The sequence below is a fragment of the Azorhizobium sp. AG788 genome, assembly GCF_004364705.1.
GTDB lineage: Bacteria > Pseudomonadota > Alphaproteobacteria > Rhizobiales > Xanthobacteraceae > Azorhizobium > Azorhizobium caulinodans.
Window position 1 is genome coordinate 293,501 of the sequence record NZ_SOBM01000007.1, and the last position, 15,958, is coordinate 309,458.

The 15,958-nt window shown below is 67.6% G+C and carries 13 protein-coding genes; 10 read left to right on the plus strand and 3 right to left on the minus strand.

The annotated features are described in order from the left end of the window. Nucleotides 1-443: 443 nt before the first annotated feature. Nucleotides 444-1,019 (plus strand): TetR/AcrR family transcriptional regulator, encoded by a 576-nt coding sequence (locus tag DFO45_RS19715; RefSeq protein ID WP_133866188.1) that lies wholly within the window; start codon nucleotides 444-446, stop codon nucleotides 1,017-1,019. A gap of 18 nt (nucleotides 1,020-1,037) precedes the next feature. Continuing rightward, entirely contained in the window at nucleotides 1,038-2,807 is a 1,770-nt protein-coding gene (locus DFO45_RS19720; RefSeq protein WP_133866189.1) for a CocE/NonD family hydrolase, read from the plus strand. 3 nt (nucleotides 2,808-2,810) lie between these two features. Here DFO45_RS19720 and htpX read toward each other — a convergent pair whose 3' ends face one another. Continuing rightward, nucleotides 2,811-3,749, minus strand: a complete 939-nt coding sequence (htpX, locus tag DFO45_RS19725) for a zinc metalloprotease HtpX (RefSeq protein WP_133866190.1) — start codon at nucleotides 3,747-3,749, stop codon at nucleotides 2,811-2,813. 178 nt (nucleotides 3,750-3,927) lie between these two features. Then, nucleotides 3,928-4,443 (minus strand): GNAT family N-acetyltransferase, encoded by a 516-nt coding sequence (locus DFO45_RS19730; protein WP_133866191.1) that lies wholly within the window; start codon nucleotides 4,441-4,443, stop codon nucleotides 3,928-3,930. A gap of 210 nt (nucleotides 4,444-4,653) precedes the next feature. Here DFO45_RS19730 and DFO45_RS19735 point away from each other — a divergent pair, with 210 nt between their 5' ends. From DFO45_RS19735 to DFO45_RS19750, 4 genes are all read left to right on the plus strand, one after another. After that, nucleotides 4,654-5,214, plus strand: a complete 561-nt coding sequence (locus DFO45_RS19735; RefSeq protein ID WP_012173222.1) for a NifU family protein — start codon at nucleotides 4,654-4,656, stop codon at nucleotides 5,212-5,214. Nucleotides 5,215-5,362: 148 nt separating this feature from the next. Beyond that, entirely contained in the window at nucleotides 5,363-6,046 is a 684-nt protein-coding gene (tsaB, locus tag DFO45_RS19740) for a tRNA (adenosine(37)-N6)-threonylcarbamoyltransferase complex dimerization subunit type 1 TsaB (RefSeq protein ID WP_133866192.1), read from the plus strand. Further along, the gene (locus DFO45_RS19745) at nucleotides 6,043-6,525 is read left to right on the plus strand and encodes a GNAT family N-acetyltransferase (protein ID WP_133866193.1); all 483 of its coding nucleotides are present in this window, start codon (nucleotides 6,043-6,045) and stop codon (nucleotides 6,523-6,525) included. The genes tsaB and DFO45_RS19745 overlap by 4 nt, the downstream gene beginning before the upstream one ends. A 263-nt stretch (nucleotides 6,526-6,788) precedes the next feature. After that, entirely contained in the window at nucleotides 6,789-8,450 is a 1,662-nt protein-coding gene (locus tag DFO45_RS19750) for a dihydroxyacetone kinase subunit DhaK (protein ID WP_133866194.1), read from the plus strand. A gap of 208 nt (nucleotides 8,451-8,658) precedes the next feature. On the opposite strand, the gene DFO45_RS19755 is transcribed toward DFO45_RS19750, so the two are convergent. After that, nucleotides 8,659-10,674: a thioredoxin domain-containing protein gene (locus tag DFO45_RS19755; protein WP_133866195.1), complete on the minus strand. Its 2,016-nt coding sequence runs from the start codon at nucleotides 10,672-10,674 to the stop codon at nucleotides 8,659-8,661. Nucleotides 10,675-10,717: 43 nt separating this feature from the next. On the opposite strand from DFO45_RS19755, the gene mnmE reads away from it, so the two are divergent. The 4 genes from mnmE (at nucleotide 10,718) to DFO45_RS19775 (ending at nucleotide 15,907) form a co-directional block, all read left to right on the plus strand. Beyond that, nucleotides 10,718-12,025: a tRNA uridine-5-carboxymethylaminomethyl(34) synthesis GTPase MnmE gene (mnmE, locus tag DFO45_RS19760; RefSeq protein WP_133866196.1), complete on the plus strand. Its 1,308-nt coding sequence runs from the start codon at nucleotides 10,718-10,720 to the stop codon at nucleotides 12,023-12,025. Between the two features lie 198 nt (nucleotides 12,026-12,223). Continuing rightward, a complete protein-coding gene (gene mnmG, locus DFO45_RS19765; protein ID WP_133866197.1) occupies nucleotides 12,224-14,101 on the plus strand; it encodes a tRNA uridine-5-carboxymethylaminomethyl(34) synthesis enzyme MnmG in 1,878 nt (625 codons plus the stop codon). Nucleotides 14,102-14,366: 265 nt separating this feature from the next. Next, nucleotides 14,367-15,062 (plus strand): 16S rRNA (guanine(527)-N(7))-methyltransferase RsmG, encoded by a 696-nt coding sequence (rsmG, locus tag DFO45_RS19770; protein ID WP_245518185.1) that lies wholly within the window; start codon nucleotides 14,367-14,369, stop codon nucleotides 15,060-15,062. Further along, entirely contained in the window at nucleotides 15,059-15,907 is an 849-nt protein-coding gene (locus tag DFO45_RS19775) for a ParA family protein (RefSeq protein WP_133866199.1), read from the plus strand. Before rsmG ends, DFO45_RS19775 begins: the two co-directional genes overlap by 4 nt. Nucleotides 15,908-15,958: the final 51 nt, after the last annotated feature.

Sequence of the window (15,958 nt, forward strand, 5' to 3'; positions counted from 1 at the left end):
ATCGAGCGTAGGCTGAAAAGCAGATTTTTCAGCCTCCAACCTTTCGCGTGCAATTTTTACCACATGCTCCGGGAACCGATCAGGGTATCTGTCAACAATTGACTCGTAGCTATCTTTGGGCGGAACTTCATTAAAACCGCCGGAACCGTTAATAATCCGCCTTGATATAACTTCCACGGCACCATGAGCACGAATGTCTCTGGGCTCATAGCCCAAGGTCCTTTTCCGGCCCAGCAGCGACTTTACGTTCAACCAAACCTGCAGAGTCCTAGCAAGCTCTCGGTCTACTGGATCAACACTTTCAGAAAGATCATCTAAAACAGACACAATACGCCCCTATCAATATAGAGCCGAAAGAGACACACCACCACAGGAGACATTCCATCCGGGATTGTCAATCTAATGAAACCGTGTTTGGTAGGTTTACCAACCAAGGATGCCCCATGCCGCCGACGGACGTACGCGAGAGGGTGCTGGCGGCAGCGGTGGAGATCCTGCGCACGCAGGGGCTTGCTGGCCTGACGCAGCCGCGCGTGGCAAAGGCGGCCGGCGTTTCCCAGAGCCACCTCACCTATTATTTCCCCACCCGCGCGGACCTGACCCGCGCGGTGCTGGAGACAGCGGTCGAGGGCCAGATCGCCAATCTCGGCGCGGCCATGAGCGAAGCCGCCGATCCGCCGGAGCGACTCGCCCGGCTCGCGCAGGCGCTGACGAATGCGCAGAACACCCGCGTCCTCGTCTCGCTGGTGCTGGCTGCCGATGGCGATCCTGCCTTTCGCGATCTCTACCAGAGGCTCGTCACCGCCATGCGCGAGCGCGCCGCCGGAATGCTGGCGGGCGCGGGCCTCGAGCCAACGCCCGCGCAGGTGGCGCTGCTGCATGCGCTGGGCACCGGCCTCGCGGTCATGAGCGCCGCCCTCGGCCCTGAGGCAGGACAGGCGGTGAATGCCACCGTGCTCAAGGAACTCTTCCGTCTGCTCGCTGCCGATGCCCCGGCCGGCGCTCCCCCCACCGCCTGACCGCCCCACAGGTGCCCCATGCCCGCCTGGCTCGACAATCTCATCCCCCTCAAGGCACCGGACCTCACGCACGAGCAGTTGGCCGGCTGGACGCCCGGCCGCGCCGCTCATGAGGGGCTCGGCTGCCGGCTGCTGGCGGATGAGCGCATTCCCGTGGCGGGCGGGGTCACGCTCTCGGCGGATGTCTATGTGCCGCGCGTGCCGGGGCGCTATCCGGCCATCGTGCAGTTCGCCGCCTATTCGCGGGAGCTGCACACGGCCGGGGTGCCCACGGGCAGCAACGAGATCGGCTGTCCGCCGGTGTTCACCAATCGCGGCTACGGGCAGGTGGTGGTGATGCGCCGGGGCATGGGGCGCTCGGGCGGCACGGAAAACCTCTTCCTGTCGCCGGAGGATGTGGACGATCACGAGCAGGTCATCGCCTGGGCCGCCGCCCAGCCCTGGTGCGACGGGCGGGTGGTGCTGTTCGGGACCTCCTATTACGGCATGACGCAGCCGCTGGTGGCGGTGCGCCGGCCGCCGGCGCTGAAGGCCTTCTGCTGCAACGAGATCTGCACGGATTACTTCCGCCACCTCATCCACTTCGGCGGGGTGTGCAATCTCTATTTCTTCAATCTCTGGATGGGCGCCAACTTCACGCAGGCCATGTATGACCTGCGCGTGCCACCCGTGGTGCGGGCGCTCCTCAGCCACATCACCAATTCACCGCTAAAGCGCATCTGGCAGCCGGCGCTGCTGAAGCGGGTGGATGCGCTCTACCGCGCCTTCATGGCCAAGACGCCGAAGAAGAACGTGCGCGAGATCTATGCCAACTGGATGCTGGACGCGAAATCCCGCGAGACCTCATGGCTCCAGTCCGGCCCCTCGGGCAGCCTCGACCGGATCGAGGTGCCCTTCGTGGCCGTGCAGAATCTCGGCTATTTCAACCTGCACCAGTTCGGCGCGTATGACCTGTTCGAGAATGCCGGCACGCCCAAGGGCCGCAAATGGCTGATCCTCGCCCCGCCGGTCTATGAGCTGCCGGTCTATGCCTGGCAGCTGGAGGCGCTCGCCTTCTTCGACCATGTGCTGCACGGCACGGACAATGGCTATGCCGCCCAGCCGCCCGTGCGCTACTGGCTGGAAGGCGCGAACCAGTATGTGGGCGCGCAGGATTTCCCGGTGCCGGAGGCGCGGGAGCGCCGCTTCCATCTCGCCTCCGGCGGGGCGGATGCGGCGACCCACCGCCTGAGCGATGAACCGGGGGAGGGGGAGAACCGCTGGGCAGCCGTGCCCCTTGGCCTGCCGGTGCTGGGCGGGTTCGACGAGGTGGCAAACCCGCTTCTCACCTTCGAGCGGGCGGTGACGCAGCCCCTGACGCTCGCCGGGCCGGTGTCGCTGCACCTCACCATCAGCTCCAACGAGATCGACACCTCGCTCGTCGCCCGCCTCGGCCGCGTGGACAGGGACGGGCGCTTCCATCTGCTCTCGCTGGGGGCCATGAGCGCCGCCCGGCGGCGGCGAGACCCCGCCCGCGACACGCGCTGCGAGATCGTCCACGACACCTCCGTGCGGGAACCGCTGGTGCCGGGCACGCCGGTGGAGGTCGCCTTCAGCCTCACGCCCGCGCCGACGCGGCTGGAGCCAGGGGACCGGCTGCGCCTCGATATCGGCAGCCGGCTCGATCTGGTGCGCAGCAATGTCAGCGATGGCTATGTGCAGTTCGACATGCCCGGCCCGCCCTATTTCGCCCGCAACACGCTGCATTACGGGCCGGGGAGCTGCCTCACCGTTTCCGAGCTTGCCTGAGCCTCAGCCCCAGGGGCCGCGCCGGGTGCCACCAGTATTGCCGCCCCACGGTCCCCGTGCCGGGGCAGCCGTGGCCAGCGCCGGGCGATAGCCGCCCATCTGCCGGGCCAGATCCTCGAGCGCCGCGATGCGGTTTTCGGTGTTGGGGTGAGTGGAGAAGAGATTGTCCATCCGCGCCCCGGAGAGCGGGTTGATGATGAACATGTGCGCGGTGGCGGGGTTCGCCTCCGCCGCATAGTTAGGTACGGCATGGGCGCCGCCCGCGATCTTGGCGAGCGCGGAGGCCAGCGCCAGCGGCTGGCCGCAGATTTCCGCGCCGCCCCGGTCCGCCTCATATTCCCGCGAGCGGGAAATCGCCATCTGCACCACCATGGCCGCGATGGGCGCGAGGATGGCCATGAGGATGGCGGAGATGCCGCCGAAGGGATTGTTGCTCTCGCGATTGCCGCCGCCGAAGAACAGGCCGAAGTTCGCCAGCATGGAGATGGCGCCGGCGATGCTGGCGGTAATGGTCATGGTGAGCGTGTCGTGATGCTTCACATGCGCCAGTTCGTGCGCCATCACGCCCGCCACCTCGTCCGGGTTCAGTGTCTGCAACAGGCCCGTGGTGGCGGCCACCGCCGCATTCTGCGGATTGCGGCCGGTGGCGAAGGCGTTCGGCTGCGGATTGTCGATGATATAGACCTTGGGCATGGGCAGTTCGGCCCGGCGCGCCAGCTCCGCCACCATGGAGACGAACTCCGGCGCGGTGCGCATGTCCACCTCGCGCGCGCCGTACATGCCGAGCACCATCTTGTCGGCATACCAATAGCTGAAGAGGTTCATGCCGGCGGCGACCAGCAGCGCGACCATCATGCCGCCCTTGCCGCCGATGGCGAAGCCCACCACCATGAAGAGCGCGGTCAGCCCCGCCAGAAGGACGGCCGTGCGCATGTAGTTCATGGGTACCAAGTCTCCTTGTCCGGGCCGCCATGTGCGGCCACGCCGAAGACGTGGGAACGGGCGGTGGTTCGCGCAAGGGCAGGGGCGAAGCGCGAACATCGCCCGTGACGCGATTCGGACGCCCTGTGTTCTCCCTTTCGCCCCGTGCGCGGCGCCTCCTGTCCCGTTCCGGGACGCATCAGCGGGCCGGCATTCCCGGCGGATCAAGGATGAGCTGGAGGAAGGCAAGGTCCAGCCAGCGGCCGAACTTCACGCCCACTTCCGGCAGATGGCCCACGGCCTTGAAGCCCAGCGCCGCGTGCAGCTTCAGGGAGGCCGCGTTCTCGGCGTCGATGCCCGCCACCATCACATGCTTGCCAAGCGCGCGGGCGCGGGCGATCAGCGCCTCCATGAGCGCACGGCCGATGCCGCCACCCCGGGCGTCCGCGCGCACATAGACGGAATGCTCCACCGTGTGACGGTAGCCATCGAACGCCCGCCAGTCGCCGAAGCTGGCATAGCCGAGCACGGCGCCCGCGCTGTCCACCGCCACCAGCACGGGATAGCCCGCCTCGGTCCGCGCCGTGAGCCAGGCGAGGCGGTTCTCGCGGTCCACCAGCGTCTCGTTCCAGATCGCGGTCGTGTGCGCCACCGCATCGTTATAGATGGCGAGAATGCTGTCGATGTCGGCGGCCGTGGCGTCGCGAATGTCCATCGCCCTCTCCCGTTGTCCATTATCCTATAATGCCCGTCACCTAAAATGGACAAGCCCGGCCGGGTCAGCGATTCGGTGCCGGTTCGTTCGCGGCGCGTTCCTGCTTGTCCCCGCATGGGACGGGCCTTTCGGGAACGGGCGTTGATGCTTATGTTGAGCGCGACGCGCGCGGCGGAAAGCCGCGCCACACATTGCTCAGGGACAGCGCCCATGTTCATCCAGACCGAGGCGACGCCGAATCCGGCGACCCTCAAGTTCCTCCCCGGCCGCACCGTGCTTGGTGACGGCACGCTCGAAGCCCGCTCGCCGGCAGAAGCCGGCCGCTCCCCGCTCGTCCAGCGCCTGTTCGAGGTGAAGGGCGTTGGCGGCGTGTTCCTCGGCTCGGATTTCGTCACAGTGACCAAGACCGACGGCGACTGGGCGCACATGAAGCCCGCCATCCTCGGCGCCATCATGGAGCACTTCATGTCCGGCGCGCCCGTCCTCGCGGACGGCGTCGCGGCCGATCAGGAGGATGGCGAGGAGTTCTTCAATGAGGCGGACGAGGAGATCGTCGGCACCATCAAGGAACTGATCGAAACCCGCGTGCGTCCGGCGGTGGCCGCCGATGGCGGCGACATCACCTTCCGCGGCTTCCGCGAGGGCGTGGTCTATCTCAACATGAAGGGCTCGTGCTCCGGCTGTCCGTCCTCGACGGCGACGCTGAAGAACGGCATCGAGAACCTGCTGCGCCACTTCGTGCCCGAGGTGAACGAGGTGCGCCCGGTCTGAGCCGCACGCGCGTCGCGGCTTCACCTGCCCGAGATACCACCTCGGGCAGGGCCTCCCTTTCACAGCTTTTGCGGGGGTTCGCCTCCGATCCCCTTCCGTCAGCGCCGGTTTCGGTCAATCGTGGCTGCGGGGAGCCCGTCCACGATCCATGTTCGTACTTGCGCTTGATACTGCCTTGGCCGCCTGTTCGGTCGCCGTGCTCGACGTCGAGGCTGATGCCATCGTCGCCGGCGACTCGCTGCTCATGGAGCGCGGCCATGCGGAGGCGCTTATCCCCATCGTCGAACAGGTGATGCGCGACGCGCAGGTGGATTTCCGCGCGCTCTGGCGCGTGGCGGTCACCGTGGGGCCGGGCAGCTTCACCGGCCTGCGCGTCGGCCTTTCCGCCGCGCGCGGCTTCGGTCTCGTGGCGGGCTGTCCTGTGGTGGGCGTGACCACGCTGTCGGCGCTGGCCGCGCCGTATCTCGCGCTCGACGACACGCTGCCCGTGGTCTCGGCCATCGATGCCCGGCATGGCCACGTCTATATGCAGATGTTCGGCGCCGGTGGCCGCACGCTCATTGCCCCGCGCATCGCGGCGGTGAAGGATGCGGCCCGCTCCGTCGCCATCGGCCCCGTGCGGCTGGTGGGCTCGGGCGCGGCGCTGGTGGCGGAGCTGTGGCCGCCTAAGGAAGAATTGCCCACGGTCGTGGAGACGCAGGTGGCGCCCGACGTCGCGTGGGTGGCGCGGCTTGGCGCCGTTGCCGATCCCGCCCGTGCGGAACCGCGGCCGCTCTATCTGCGCCCGCCCGATGCCAAGCCGCAGGACGCGGCCCGCATCGCCCGGCGATGAGCCTCGTCTCCCGCTTCTTTTCCACGCCCGAGCCGGATATCCGCGACGCCACCCTCGCGGATGCGGCGGATCTCGCGCGGCTGCACGCCACCGCCTTCCATCGCGGCTGGTCGGGGCAGGAGTTCGAGCGGCTGCTGTCCGAACGGGCCGGGGTCGGGCATGTGGTGACGGCGGGTCCAGGCGGACGCCTGCTCGGCTTCGTGCTCTCTCACGCCGTGCCGCCGGAATCGGAAATCCTCTCGATCGTCATGGATCGCGCGAGCCGGGGCAGGGGCCTCGGCGCCCGGCTGCTCGGGCACCATCTCGGGCGGCTCGCCGCGCGCGGCGTCACTGCCTCCTTTCTGGAGGTGGAAGCGGGGAATGCGCCGGCCATCGCCCTTTATCGCCGCTCCGGCTATGGCGAGGTGGGCCGGCGCAAGGGCTATTACGAGGGGCCGGACGGGAGCACCGACGCCCTCGTGATGCGCCGGGACTTCTGATCGCGCTCCTCCGCTCTGCCGCGCCGCACATCACCTCGACGCTTGTCCTTCGAACAGCCCACGCGCGACCCTCTCGCGGCTGCAAGCCAGTCCATGCTGCGCAATGCTGCGTCGCAGCAACGCGCAGCACTTGCCCCTCTCCGTGCCGAAGGGTTTACTCCAAACGCTTGTGCCGCCAGCGCTTTCCCAAGCGTCGCTGGACCGATGCGCAAGCCGACCCCGCCTCACGCGGTGCCGATGCAAAAGCCCCCGAGGACACGCCCATGAAGCATTTCTTCAATCGCCGCGAGAGCATCGTCACCGAGGCGCTCGACGGCCTCCTGCGCACCGCCGCGCCGGGCAAGCTGGCCCGGCTGGATGCCTATCCCGGCATCAAGGTGATCGTCCGTGCCGACTGGGACAAGGCGAAGGTCGCGGTCATCTCCGGCGGCGGGGCGGGCCACGAGCCCTCCCATGCCGGCTTCGTCGGCCGGGGCATGCTCACCGCCGCAGTGTCCGGCGAGATCTTTGCCTCCCCGAGCGTGGAAGCGGTGCTCACCGCCATCCGCGCCGTCACCGGCACGCCCGGGTGCCTGCTGGTGGTGAAGAATTACACCGGTGACCGGCTCAATTTCGGCCTCGCGGCAGAGAAAGCCCGGGTCGAGGGCTTCAAGGTGGAAATGGTGATCGTCGGTGACGACATCGCTTTGCCAGACATCGCCCAGCCCCGGGGCGTCGCCGGCACGCTGTTCGTGCACAAGATCGCCGGCCATGCGGCCGAGAGCGGCGCGAGCCTCGCCGAAGTGACTGCCACCGCGCAGGCGGCGGCACGAGACATCGTTTCGCTGGGCATGTCGCTCTCCACCTGCTCCATCCCCGGCCAGGCCCATGAAGAGCGGCTGGGCGAAGCAGAAGCGGAACTCGGGCTCGGCATCCATGGCGAGCCGGGCGTCGAGCGCATCGCGGTCCAGTCCGCCGATGCGCTGATCGCCACCATGACCGAGCGGCTGGCCGCCCGCCTCGATGTCGCCGCGCCCCATGCGCTGCTGATCAATAATCTCGGGGCCGTGCCGCCACTGGAGATGAGCCTCATTGCTGATGCGGTCCTCACCTCTCCCCTCGCCCATCACGTGAAGCTAGTCATCGGCCCCCGCGCCCTCATGACTGCGCTGAATATGAACGGCTTTTCGCTCTCGCTCATCAAGCTCGATGCTGGACGCGAGGCGGCCCTGCGCGCGCCGGTGGAGCCGACCTCATGGGTCGAGCCCGTGGAGACGCATGACATCGTTGTTCTGCCAGCGCCGAAGGGAGCGGACGACGCACAGGCCGCGAGCGCCAGCAGCAATGCCACGGTGGAACGCGTCCTCGGCGCCGTCTGCGCCCATCTCGCCGCACAGGAAGCGGAGTTGAACCGGCTCGATGCCCGCATCGGCGACGGCGACACCGGCACCACCTTCGCCACCGCCGCACGCGCCGTCTCTGCCCGCATTCCGCATCTGCCACAGGCGGACATTCCGGCCACCTTCGCGGAGATCGGCCACATCCTCGGCACCGACATGGGCGGCTCCAGCGGCGTCCTGATGTCCATCTTCTTCACCGCCGCCGCCACGGCGCTGGGGGAGGGCCGCGATGTGCCCACGGCGCTGCGGGCCGGGCTGGAGCGCGTCACCTTCTATGGCGGAGCGACACCCGGCGCGCGCACGCTGGTGGACGCGTTAGAACCGGGCCTGCACGCGCTCGGATCGGAGGGTATTGCCGCAGCCGCCCGCGCGGCACGCGCCGGATCAGACGCCACCGCCGGCATGGCGAAGGCGAGAGCGGGGCGGGCCGCCTATCTCTCGTCGCAGGATCTCACTGGCCTGCCCGACCCGGGCGCCGTCGCCGTCGCCGGCATCTTCGAGGTTGTGGCCGCCGAGTGGGCTGATGGCGTGAGCAAGGCGTCCTGAACAGATCGCCAGCGATAAAAGCAACCTATAGATGCAAAATGCCGCCGGACACCTCTGAAAAATCGAACCCCATAAATCGCCCGTAGCGGCAATTCTTATGGTGGGACGATAGTTTCTCTATCGGAAACCAAACGCCCGCCAGCAGCCTTGCTAGGGCATCTGGCGGGCGTTCCGTTTTTCGCTGCACCGCGGCGCAGTCGTTTTTAGATCAGCGCGCGAAATCCCGCACGGCACCCACAAGATCGTCAGGATTCGTCACGGGAAGGGAGCAGCGCTCCGCCACGCAGATGAATGCCGCGCCGTCCGGCGGCGCACTCTGCGCTTGGGCGCGGGTCAGGCTGCCCTTTCTCAGGGCGGCCCCATCGGCAGCGCGGGCCACCACCCGCGTCAGGAAGGGCAGTCGGAGCGCGGCGGTCGCGAACGCTTCGCGCCGCGCTCCGACTGCCACGATCTCCGCTAGACGCAGGCGGGTGTCGAGCGCATTGAGGAGGCTCGGGTGGGCGAGGGGATTCTGCGCCGCAGCGCCCGTGAGCGCACCGATGAGCCGATCGGCCCGCGCGCGCAGATCGTCCTGCCCCGTGAGCGCGGCGAGGCGGATGAGGGCATCCGCTGCCACCGAATTGTAGTTGGGCAGTGCCTCGTCGAGCGACGAGAGCGGTCGCATCACGAGGCCCGGCGCATCGGCGGCAGTGAGGAAATAGGCGCCCGACTGCGGATCGAGATAGTCCGCCTCCAGCCGGTTCAGGAAATCCTCCGCATAAGCGAGCGGCGCCTCATCCCCCGTTGCCTCATGCAGCGCAATGCCAGCACGGGCCATGGCGGCAAGGTCCGACGCCAGACCGGGCAGCACGAGACGCCCCTCCCGATAGGAATGGCCAAGGCGGCCGTCCTTCACCATCAGGCGCACCACCGCGTCGAAGGCCGTTGCGGCAAGATCGACCCATTCCGGCTCGTCGAGCAGCGCACCGGCGCGGGCGAGGGCGGCGATCATCAGGCCATTCCAGTCCGCCAACACCTTGTCGTCGAGGCCCGGCCGCACCCGCTGTGCGCGGGCCGCCAGCAGCTTCTCCTTCATGGGCCGGAGGCGGGCTTCCTCCACCATGCTCACATCGCCGAAGCTGGTGCGATTGAGAATGGTTTGGCCTTCCCAATTACCCTCGTCCGTCACGTCATAGAAAGCGGCGAATTCGGCGGCATCCTCCTTGCCAAGTACGGCGACGATCTCGTCCGCCGTCCAGACATAGAACTTGCCCTCATGGCCTTCGCTGTCGGCATCGAGGCTGGCGGCAAAGGCGCCGTCGGCCGTCACCATCTCCCGCTTCAGCCAACTCACGGTCTCGCGGGCCCGCAGGAGGAAGAGTTCGTCGCCCGTCTCCTGATAGGCGAGGGCGAGCAGTTCCAGAAGTTGCGCATTGTCATAGAGCATCTTCTCGAAATGTGGCACGAGCCAACGCTCATCGACGCTGTAGCGCGAGAAGCCGCCGCCCACATGGTCATAGATGCCGCCCTCGCACATGCGGTTGAGCGTGAAGGCCGCGACCGCCTTGAGCTGCGGATCCCCCGTGCGGTCTCCCGCCCGCCACAGCAGCTCCAGCAGTCCGGCCTGGGGAAACTTGGGCGCGCCACGCAGACCGCCATGGGCGCGATCGAACAGGGCCGCGATCTGCTGCGCCGCCTTGTCGAGATCCGCGAGCGTCAGGGCGACGCCGCCTGCCGGCTTCGCCGCCGCCGCGAGGCGGGAGAGGATGGCATCGGTATTGTGCGCGACCTTCTCCGGCGTCTCGCGATAAGCCTGCGAGACCTGCCACAGCACATCCTTGAATCCGGGCCGGCCGTAGCTTGCGGTCTTCGGGAAATAGGTGCCGCCCCAGAAGGGCGCGCCGTCCGCATCGAGAAACATGGTCAGCGGCCAGCCGCCCTGCTCGCCCAGTTCATGCAGCGCGTTCATGTAGATCTGGTCGACGTCGGGCCGCTCCTCCCGATCCACCTTGATGTTCACGAACAGAGCGTTCATGAGGTCCGCCGTCTCGGCATCCTCGAAGCTCTCGTGGGCCATGACATGGCACCAGTGGCACGCGGCGTAGCCGACGGAGAGCAGCACAGGGCGACCGCTGCGCTTGGCCTCCGCCAACGCTTCCGGTCCCCAGGGCCACCAATGGACCGGATTGTCCTTATGCTGGAGCAGGTAGGGGCTGGTCTCGGCCCCGAGGCGGTTTTCGCTCATCATCCGGCTCCGTTCTGTCGATCTCAAAGGTGAGGCATTCGCGATGACGCGTTCATCGGACACCATCTTCGCCCTGTCCAGCGGACGCGTGCCCTCGGGCGTTGCGGTCGTGCGCGCTTCCGGGCCTCGCGCGCGGGAAGCGGGTCTCGCCTTGGCCGGCCTGGTGCCGCCGCCCCGTGTTGCCCGCTATGTGGCCCTGCGCGAACCTGGCACCGGCGACCTGCTCGACCGAGGTCTCATCCTCTTCTTCCCGGGCCCGCGCAGCGCCACCGGCGAGGACACGCTGGAACTGCACCTGCATGGCGGGCCTGCCGTCGTGACTGCCGTTCTGCGAACGCTGGTGAAGCTGCCGGGGTTCCGGCCCGCGGCCGCCGGCGAGTTCACCCGCCGCGCCCATGCCAATGGCAAGATGGACCTCGCCGAAGTGGAGGGGCTCGCCGACCTCATCGTGGCGGAGAGCGAGGCCCAGCGCCGGCAGGCTCTGGCCCAGTCCTCCGGCGCCCTGTCCCGCGCCGTGGCGGGCTGGCGCGAGCGCCTTATCCGCGCGCTCGCGCTGGTGGAAGCAACCATCGACTTCTCGGACGAGGGAGATGTGCCGGATGACCTCACCGGCCCCGCGCGTGCCGAAGCTGCGGCGCTGTGCACGGAGCTTACGGCCGCACTCACGGATGCGGATCGCGGCGAGCGGGTGCGCGACGGCTTCATCATCGCCATCGCCGGGCCACCCAATGCGGGCAAGTCCACCTTGCTGAACCGCCTGGCGGGGCGGGAGGCGGCCATCGTTTCGCCCGTGCCCGGCACCACGCGCGACGTGCTGGAGGTGCATCTGCATCTTGCCGGGCAGGCGGTCACGCTGGTGGACACGGCCGGCCTGCGGGAGACCGACGATCTGGTTGAGGCGGAGGGCGTCCGCCGCGCCCGCGCCCGCGCCGAGGGTTCCGATCTCGTCCTCTGGCTGTCCGATGATGGCACGGCGCCGCCCGCCGACATGCCAGCGCCGCTGCGCGTGCGCACCAAGGCGGATGTGACCGGTGCAGAAGGGGAGGACGATGAAATCGTCATCTCTGCTCAGACGGGCGCCGGCATAAACACCCTCGTCGCCGAGATGGAGCGCCGCCTCGGCGAGATGGGTGGAGGCGAGCCAGCGTTGGTGACGCGAGAGCGGCAGCGCCACGCCCTCTCCGACGCGCTCTACGAACTCGACGCTGCCCTCGCGATCCAGACCCACGACGAAGACCTCATGGCCGAGCACCTGCGTCTCGCAGCCCGCGCTCTTGATCAGGTGGTCGGGCGGGTGGATGTGGAGGACGTTCTGGATTCCCTCTTCCGCACGTTCTGCATCGGAAAGTGACCCTTGTTTCACGTGAAACAACAGCGGAGGGCCGGCGCTTTCGGCCGAAATGTGTTTCACGTGAAACACGCCGCACGGCACCTCTGCATTTCGTCCACCTTGACCGCACCGGGAAACTGCCGTTCCTAGGCGGCCAAAGCCGCGCGGCCTCCAGAGCCCGGCGAGATACTCGCGCGTGAGCGCGTCAGGCAGACGATCATGAGCAAAGCGTTCGATGTGATGGTGGTGGGTGGCGGCCATGCCGGTTGCGAAGCGGCAGCGGCAGCGGCGCGGCTTGGCGCACGCACGGCTCTTGTCACCCACCGCGCCGACACCATCGGCGCCATGTCCTGCAACCCGGCCATCGGCGGGCTCGGCAAGGGGCATCTGGTGCGCGAGATCGATGCCCTGGATGGTCTCATGGGACGCGTGGCGGATCAGGGCGGCATCCAGTTCCGCCTGCTCAACCGTCGCAAGGGCCCGGCCGTGCGTGGCCCCCGCGCGCAGGCGGACCGCAAGCTTTATGCCCGCGCCATGCAGGCCGCGCTCGCCGAACAGCCGAATCTCGAGATCGTGGAAGGGGAGGCGGACGACCTTCTCGTCACCGAAGGCCGCATCACCGGCCTCGCCCTGACGGACAGTCGCACCTTTGGCTGCGGCGCCGTGGTGCTCACCACAGGCACGTTTCTCAATGGCCTGATCCATATGGGCGAGGTGCAGATCCCGGCGGGGCGCATTGGCGAGGCGCCGGCCCGCGGGCTCTCGGGCACGCTAGCACTTCTGGGCCTCACCCTCGGGCGTCTCAAGACCGGCACGCCGCCGCGCCTCGATGGGCGGACCATTGATTGGGCCAGCCTTGAGATGCAGCCGGGCGACGACGACCCCGAGCCCTTCTCCGCCCTCACAACCGTCTTGCCCAATCCGCAGGTGTCGTGCGGCATCACCCGCACCACGCAGGCGACACACGATGTGATCCGCGCCAACCTCTCTCGGTCGGCTATGTACTCCGGCCGCATCGAGAGCACGGGCCCGCGCTACTGCCCCTCCATCGAGGACAAGGTGGTGCGCTTCGGCGATCGCGACGGACACCAGATCTTCCTGGAGCCGGAAGGGCTGGACGACCCTACCGTTTATCCGAACGGAATCTCCACCTCGCTGCCCGAGGATGTGCAACTTGCCGTTCTGGCCACCATTCCAGGGTTGGAGCGGGTGGTGATGTCCCGCCCCGGCTACGCCATCGAATATGACCATGTGGACCCCCGCGAACTGGAGCCGACACTGGAGGCCAAGCGGGCGCCCGGCCTGTTCCTGGCCGGCCAGATCAACGGCACCACGGGTTATGAGGAAGCCGCCGCACAGGGCCTGCTCGCGGGGCTGAATGCTGCCCGCCACGCCGGGGGAGGGGAGGGCGTCGTCATCGACCGGGCCGAGGGCTATATCGGCGTGATGGTGGACGACCTCGTGACCCGCGGCGTGAGCGAGCCCTATCGCATGTTCACCTCGCGGGCCGAATATCGACTCACCCTGCGTGCCGACAATGCAGACCAGCGGCTGACGCAGCGAGGTCTCGATCTCGGCCTCGTCGGCGCAGAACGCGCCGCTATCTTCGGCCGCCGCATGGCGGCTCTGGATGCGGCGCGGGAGCGGGCGCGAACTCTGAACATCACGCCCAATGAAGCCGCGAAGCACGGTCTCGCCCTTAACAAGGACGGGCAGCGGCGCAGCGCCTTCGATCTGCTGGCCTATCCGGATATCACGCTGGAGACGCTGGCCGGCATCTGGCCGGAGTTCGGAGCGCTGGAGCCTGCCATCGGCGCCCAGTTGGAGATCGACGCGAAATACGCCGTCTATCTCGACCGTCAGGCAGCGGATATCGCCACCCTGCGCCGGGACGAAGATCTCGTTCTGCCGGACGAGCTGGGTTATGACGGCCTGCCGGGCCTCTCCAATGAGTTGAAGGCGAAGCTCACTCGCGTCCGCCCCCGTACCATCGGGCAGGCCGGGCGCATGGAGGGGATGACGCCGGCCGCGCTGGCACTGCTCGTCACCTATGCCCGTCGCACGGGTTCGAAAAAGGACGAGGTCCGGACCGCCTGAGTCGACTCCACCAAAGGAGCGAATCGCATTAGCGGTTCTGGAGCCGGGGCGGCATACTCCACCTTCAGCGATAGGACCGACCTGTCAGACGCAGCCGCACCGGCTGAGAGTTCAGCGCTGCGCGATGTGAATATTGGGGATGGCTTCATCCCAGCGCCTATTCGGCCAGTTAGACCCGTCATCGGTGATGAGGGACTGTTCAGCAACGGGAAGAGCAGTGGCGAAAGCAGACAGATCTTCGGCTCTCGATGGCGGACGCAGTCAGGTGGCAGCGCTCGTTTCACGTGAAACACTGGCTCGGCTCGACACCATCGCCGAGCAGCTAACCCGTTGGCAGAAGACCATTAACCTTGTGGCGCCCAACACGCTGCCAGACCTTTGGCACCGCCATATCGCCGACTCTCTCCAGCTCGTATCGCTTGTGCCGGAGACCTTTCTCAACTGGGCCGATCTCGGATCGGGTGGCGGATTTCCGGGTCTCGTGGTCGCAGCGGTGTTTGCGGAGCGCGAGGGCGCGCAGGTGACGCTCGTGGAAAGCGACACCCGCAAAGCCGCCTTCCTGCGGGAAGCGAGCCGCGCCGCCGCGCTTCCCACGCGCATCGTTCCAGAGCGGATTGAGCAGGCTTCCCAACGACTTGCAGCTGGAACGCAGGTGGTGTCCGCCCGCGCACTGGCGCCGTTGCCGAAGCTGCTCGACCTTACCGAGCCTTTCCTTCAGGCTGGCGCATTGGGCGTGTTCCCGAAGGGCCGCGACTGGGAACGCGAATTGACCGACGCCCGCAAAGGCTGGACACTCGATCTCAACCTCCACCGCAGTGTCGCGGATCCCTACGGACGCATCCTGGCGATCACGCGCGCGGAGCGGGCGGCACCTTCCGCCGGCTCCCTTTCCGGTGGCCAACCATCCACCGCCGGCGCGGCCTCCGCCCGCCCGCGGACCGCGAAGGGGAAAACCCCATGACCGTCGCCGAAGATCCCTTCGTGCGCGCCCCGCTCTCCGGCGGGCCCGTACCGCGCATCCTCGCCCTCGCCAACCAGAAGGGTGGGGTGGGCAAGACGACCACCGCCATCAATCTCGGCACCGCGCTCGCCGCCATCGGCGAGACCGTGCTGGTGATCGACCTCGACCCGCAGGGCAATGCCTCCACCGGTCTCGGCATCGACCGGCGTGCACGCAAGCTGTCCACCTATGACGTCCTCAGCAATGAGGCGACGCTTCGGGAGGCGATCCAGGAAACCGGCGTGCCACAGCTTTATGTGGCGCCCTCGACGCTGGACCTCTCCGGTCTGGAGCTCGAGATCGCCAGCGAGCGTGATCGCGCCTTTCGGCTCCGAAACGCGCTCAAGGTGCTCGCTGCGAACGGCGAGGGGGTGCAGTTCACGTATGTGCTGATCGATTGCCCACCGTCACTCTCGCTCATCACGGTGAATGCCATGGCGGCGGCCCACGCCATCGTGGTGCCGCTTCAGTGCGAGTTCTTCGCGCTGGAGGGTCTCTCCCAATTGCTGAAGACGGTGGAGCAGGTGCGCACGGGCCTCAATCCCGGCCTCTCCATCCACGGCATCGTGCTCACCATGTATGATGCGCGCAACAACCTCTCCGATCAGGTGGTGGAGGATGTGCGCCAGTTCATGGGCGAGAAGGTCTATGAGACGGTGATCCCGCGCAACGTGCGCGTGTCCGAGGCACCGTCCTATGGCAAGCCGGTGCTGCTTTACGATCTAAAGTGCGCGGGCTCGCAGGCCTATCTGCGGCTTGCGTCGGAAGTGATCCAGCGCGAGCGCGCGGCCCGCGCGGCCGCCTGAAATCGGAACGGGATGCGGGCAGCCTCGGCTGTCCGCCGCTGTGAAGGAACG

Excerpts from the sequence above, each read along its gene's own strand:
- DFO45_RS19715 (WP_133866188.1), top strand. The coding sequence starts at position 444 with ATGCCGCCGACGGACGTACGCGAGAGGGTGCTGGCGGCAGCGGTGGAG.
- DFO45_RS19720 (WP_133866189.1), top strand. The coding sequence starts at position 1,038 with ATGCCCGCCTGGCTCGACAATCTCATCCCCCTCAAGGCACCGGACCTC.
- htpX (WP_133866190.1), bottom strand. The coding sequence starts at position 3,749 with ATGAACTACATGCGCACGGCCGTCCTTCTGGCGGGGCTGACCGCGCTC.
- DFO45_RS19730 (WP_133866191.1), bottom strand. The coding sequence starts at position 4,443 with ATGGACATTCGCGACGCCACGGCCGCCGACATCGACAGCATTCTCGCC.
- DFO45_RS19735 (WP_012173222.1), top strand. The coding sequence starts at position 4,654 with ATGTTCATCCAGACCGAGGCGACGCCGAATCCGGCGACCCTCAAGTTC.
- tsaB (WP_133866192.1), top strand. The coding sequence starts at position 5,363 with ATGTTCGTACTTGCGCTTGATACTGCCTTGGCCGCCTGTTCGGTCGCC.
- DFO45_RS19745 (WP_133866193.1), top strand. The coding sequence starts at position 6,043 with ATGAGCCTCGTCTCCCGCTTCTTTTCCACGCCCGAGCCGGATATCCGC.
- DFO45_RS19750 (WP_133866194.1), top strand. The coding sequence starts at position 6,789 with ATGAAGCATTTCTTCAATCGCCGCGAGAGCATCGTCACCGAGGCGCTC.
- DFO45_RS19755 (WP_133866195.1), bottom strand. The coding sequence starts at position 10,674 with ATGAGCGAAAACCGCCTCGGGGCCGAGACCAGCCCCTACCTGCTCCAG.
- mnmE (WP_133866196.1), top strand. The coding sequence starts at position 10,718 with ATGACGCGTTCATCGGACACCATCTTCGCCCTGTCCAGCGGACGCGTG.
- mnmG (WP_133866197.1), top strand. The coding sequence starts at position 12,224 with ATGAGCAAAGCGTTCGATGTGATGGTGGTGGGTGGCGGCCATGCCGGT.
- DFO45_RS19775 (WP_133866199.1), top strand. The coding sequence starts at position 15,059 with ATGACCGTCGCCGAAGATCCCTTCGTGCGCGCCCCGCTCTCCGGCGGG.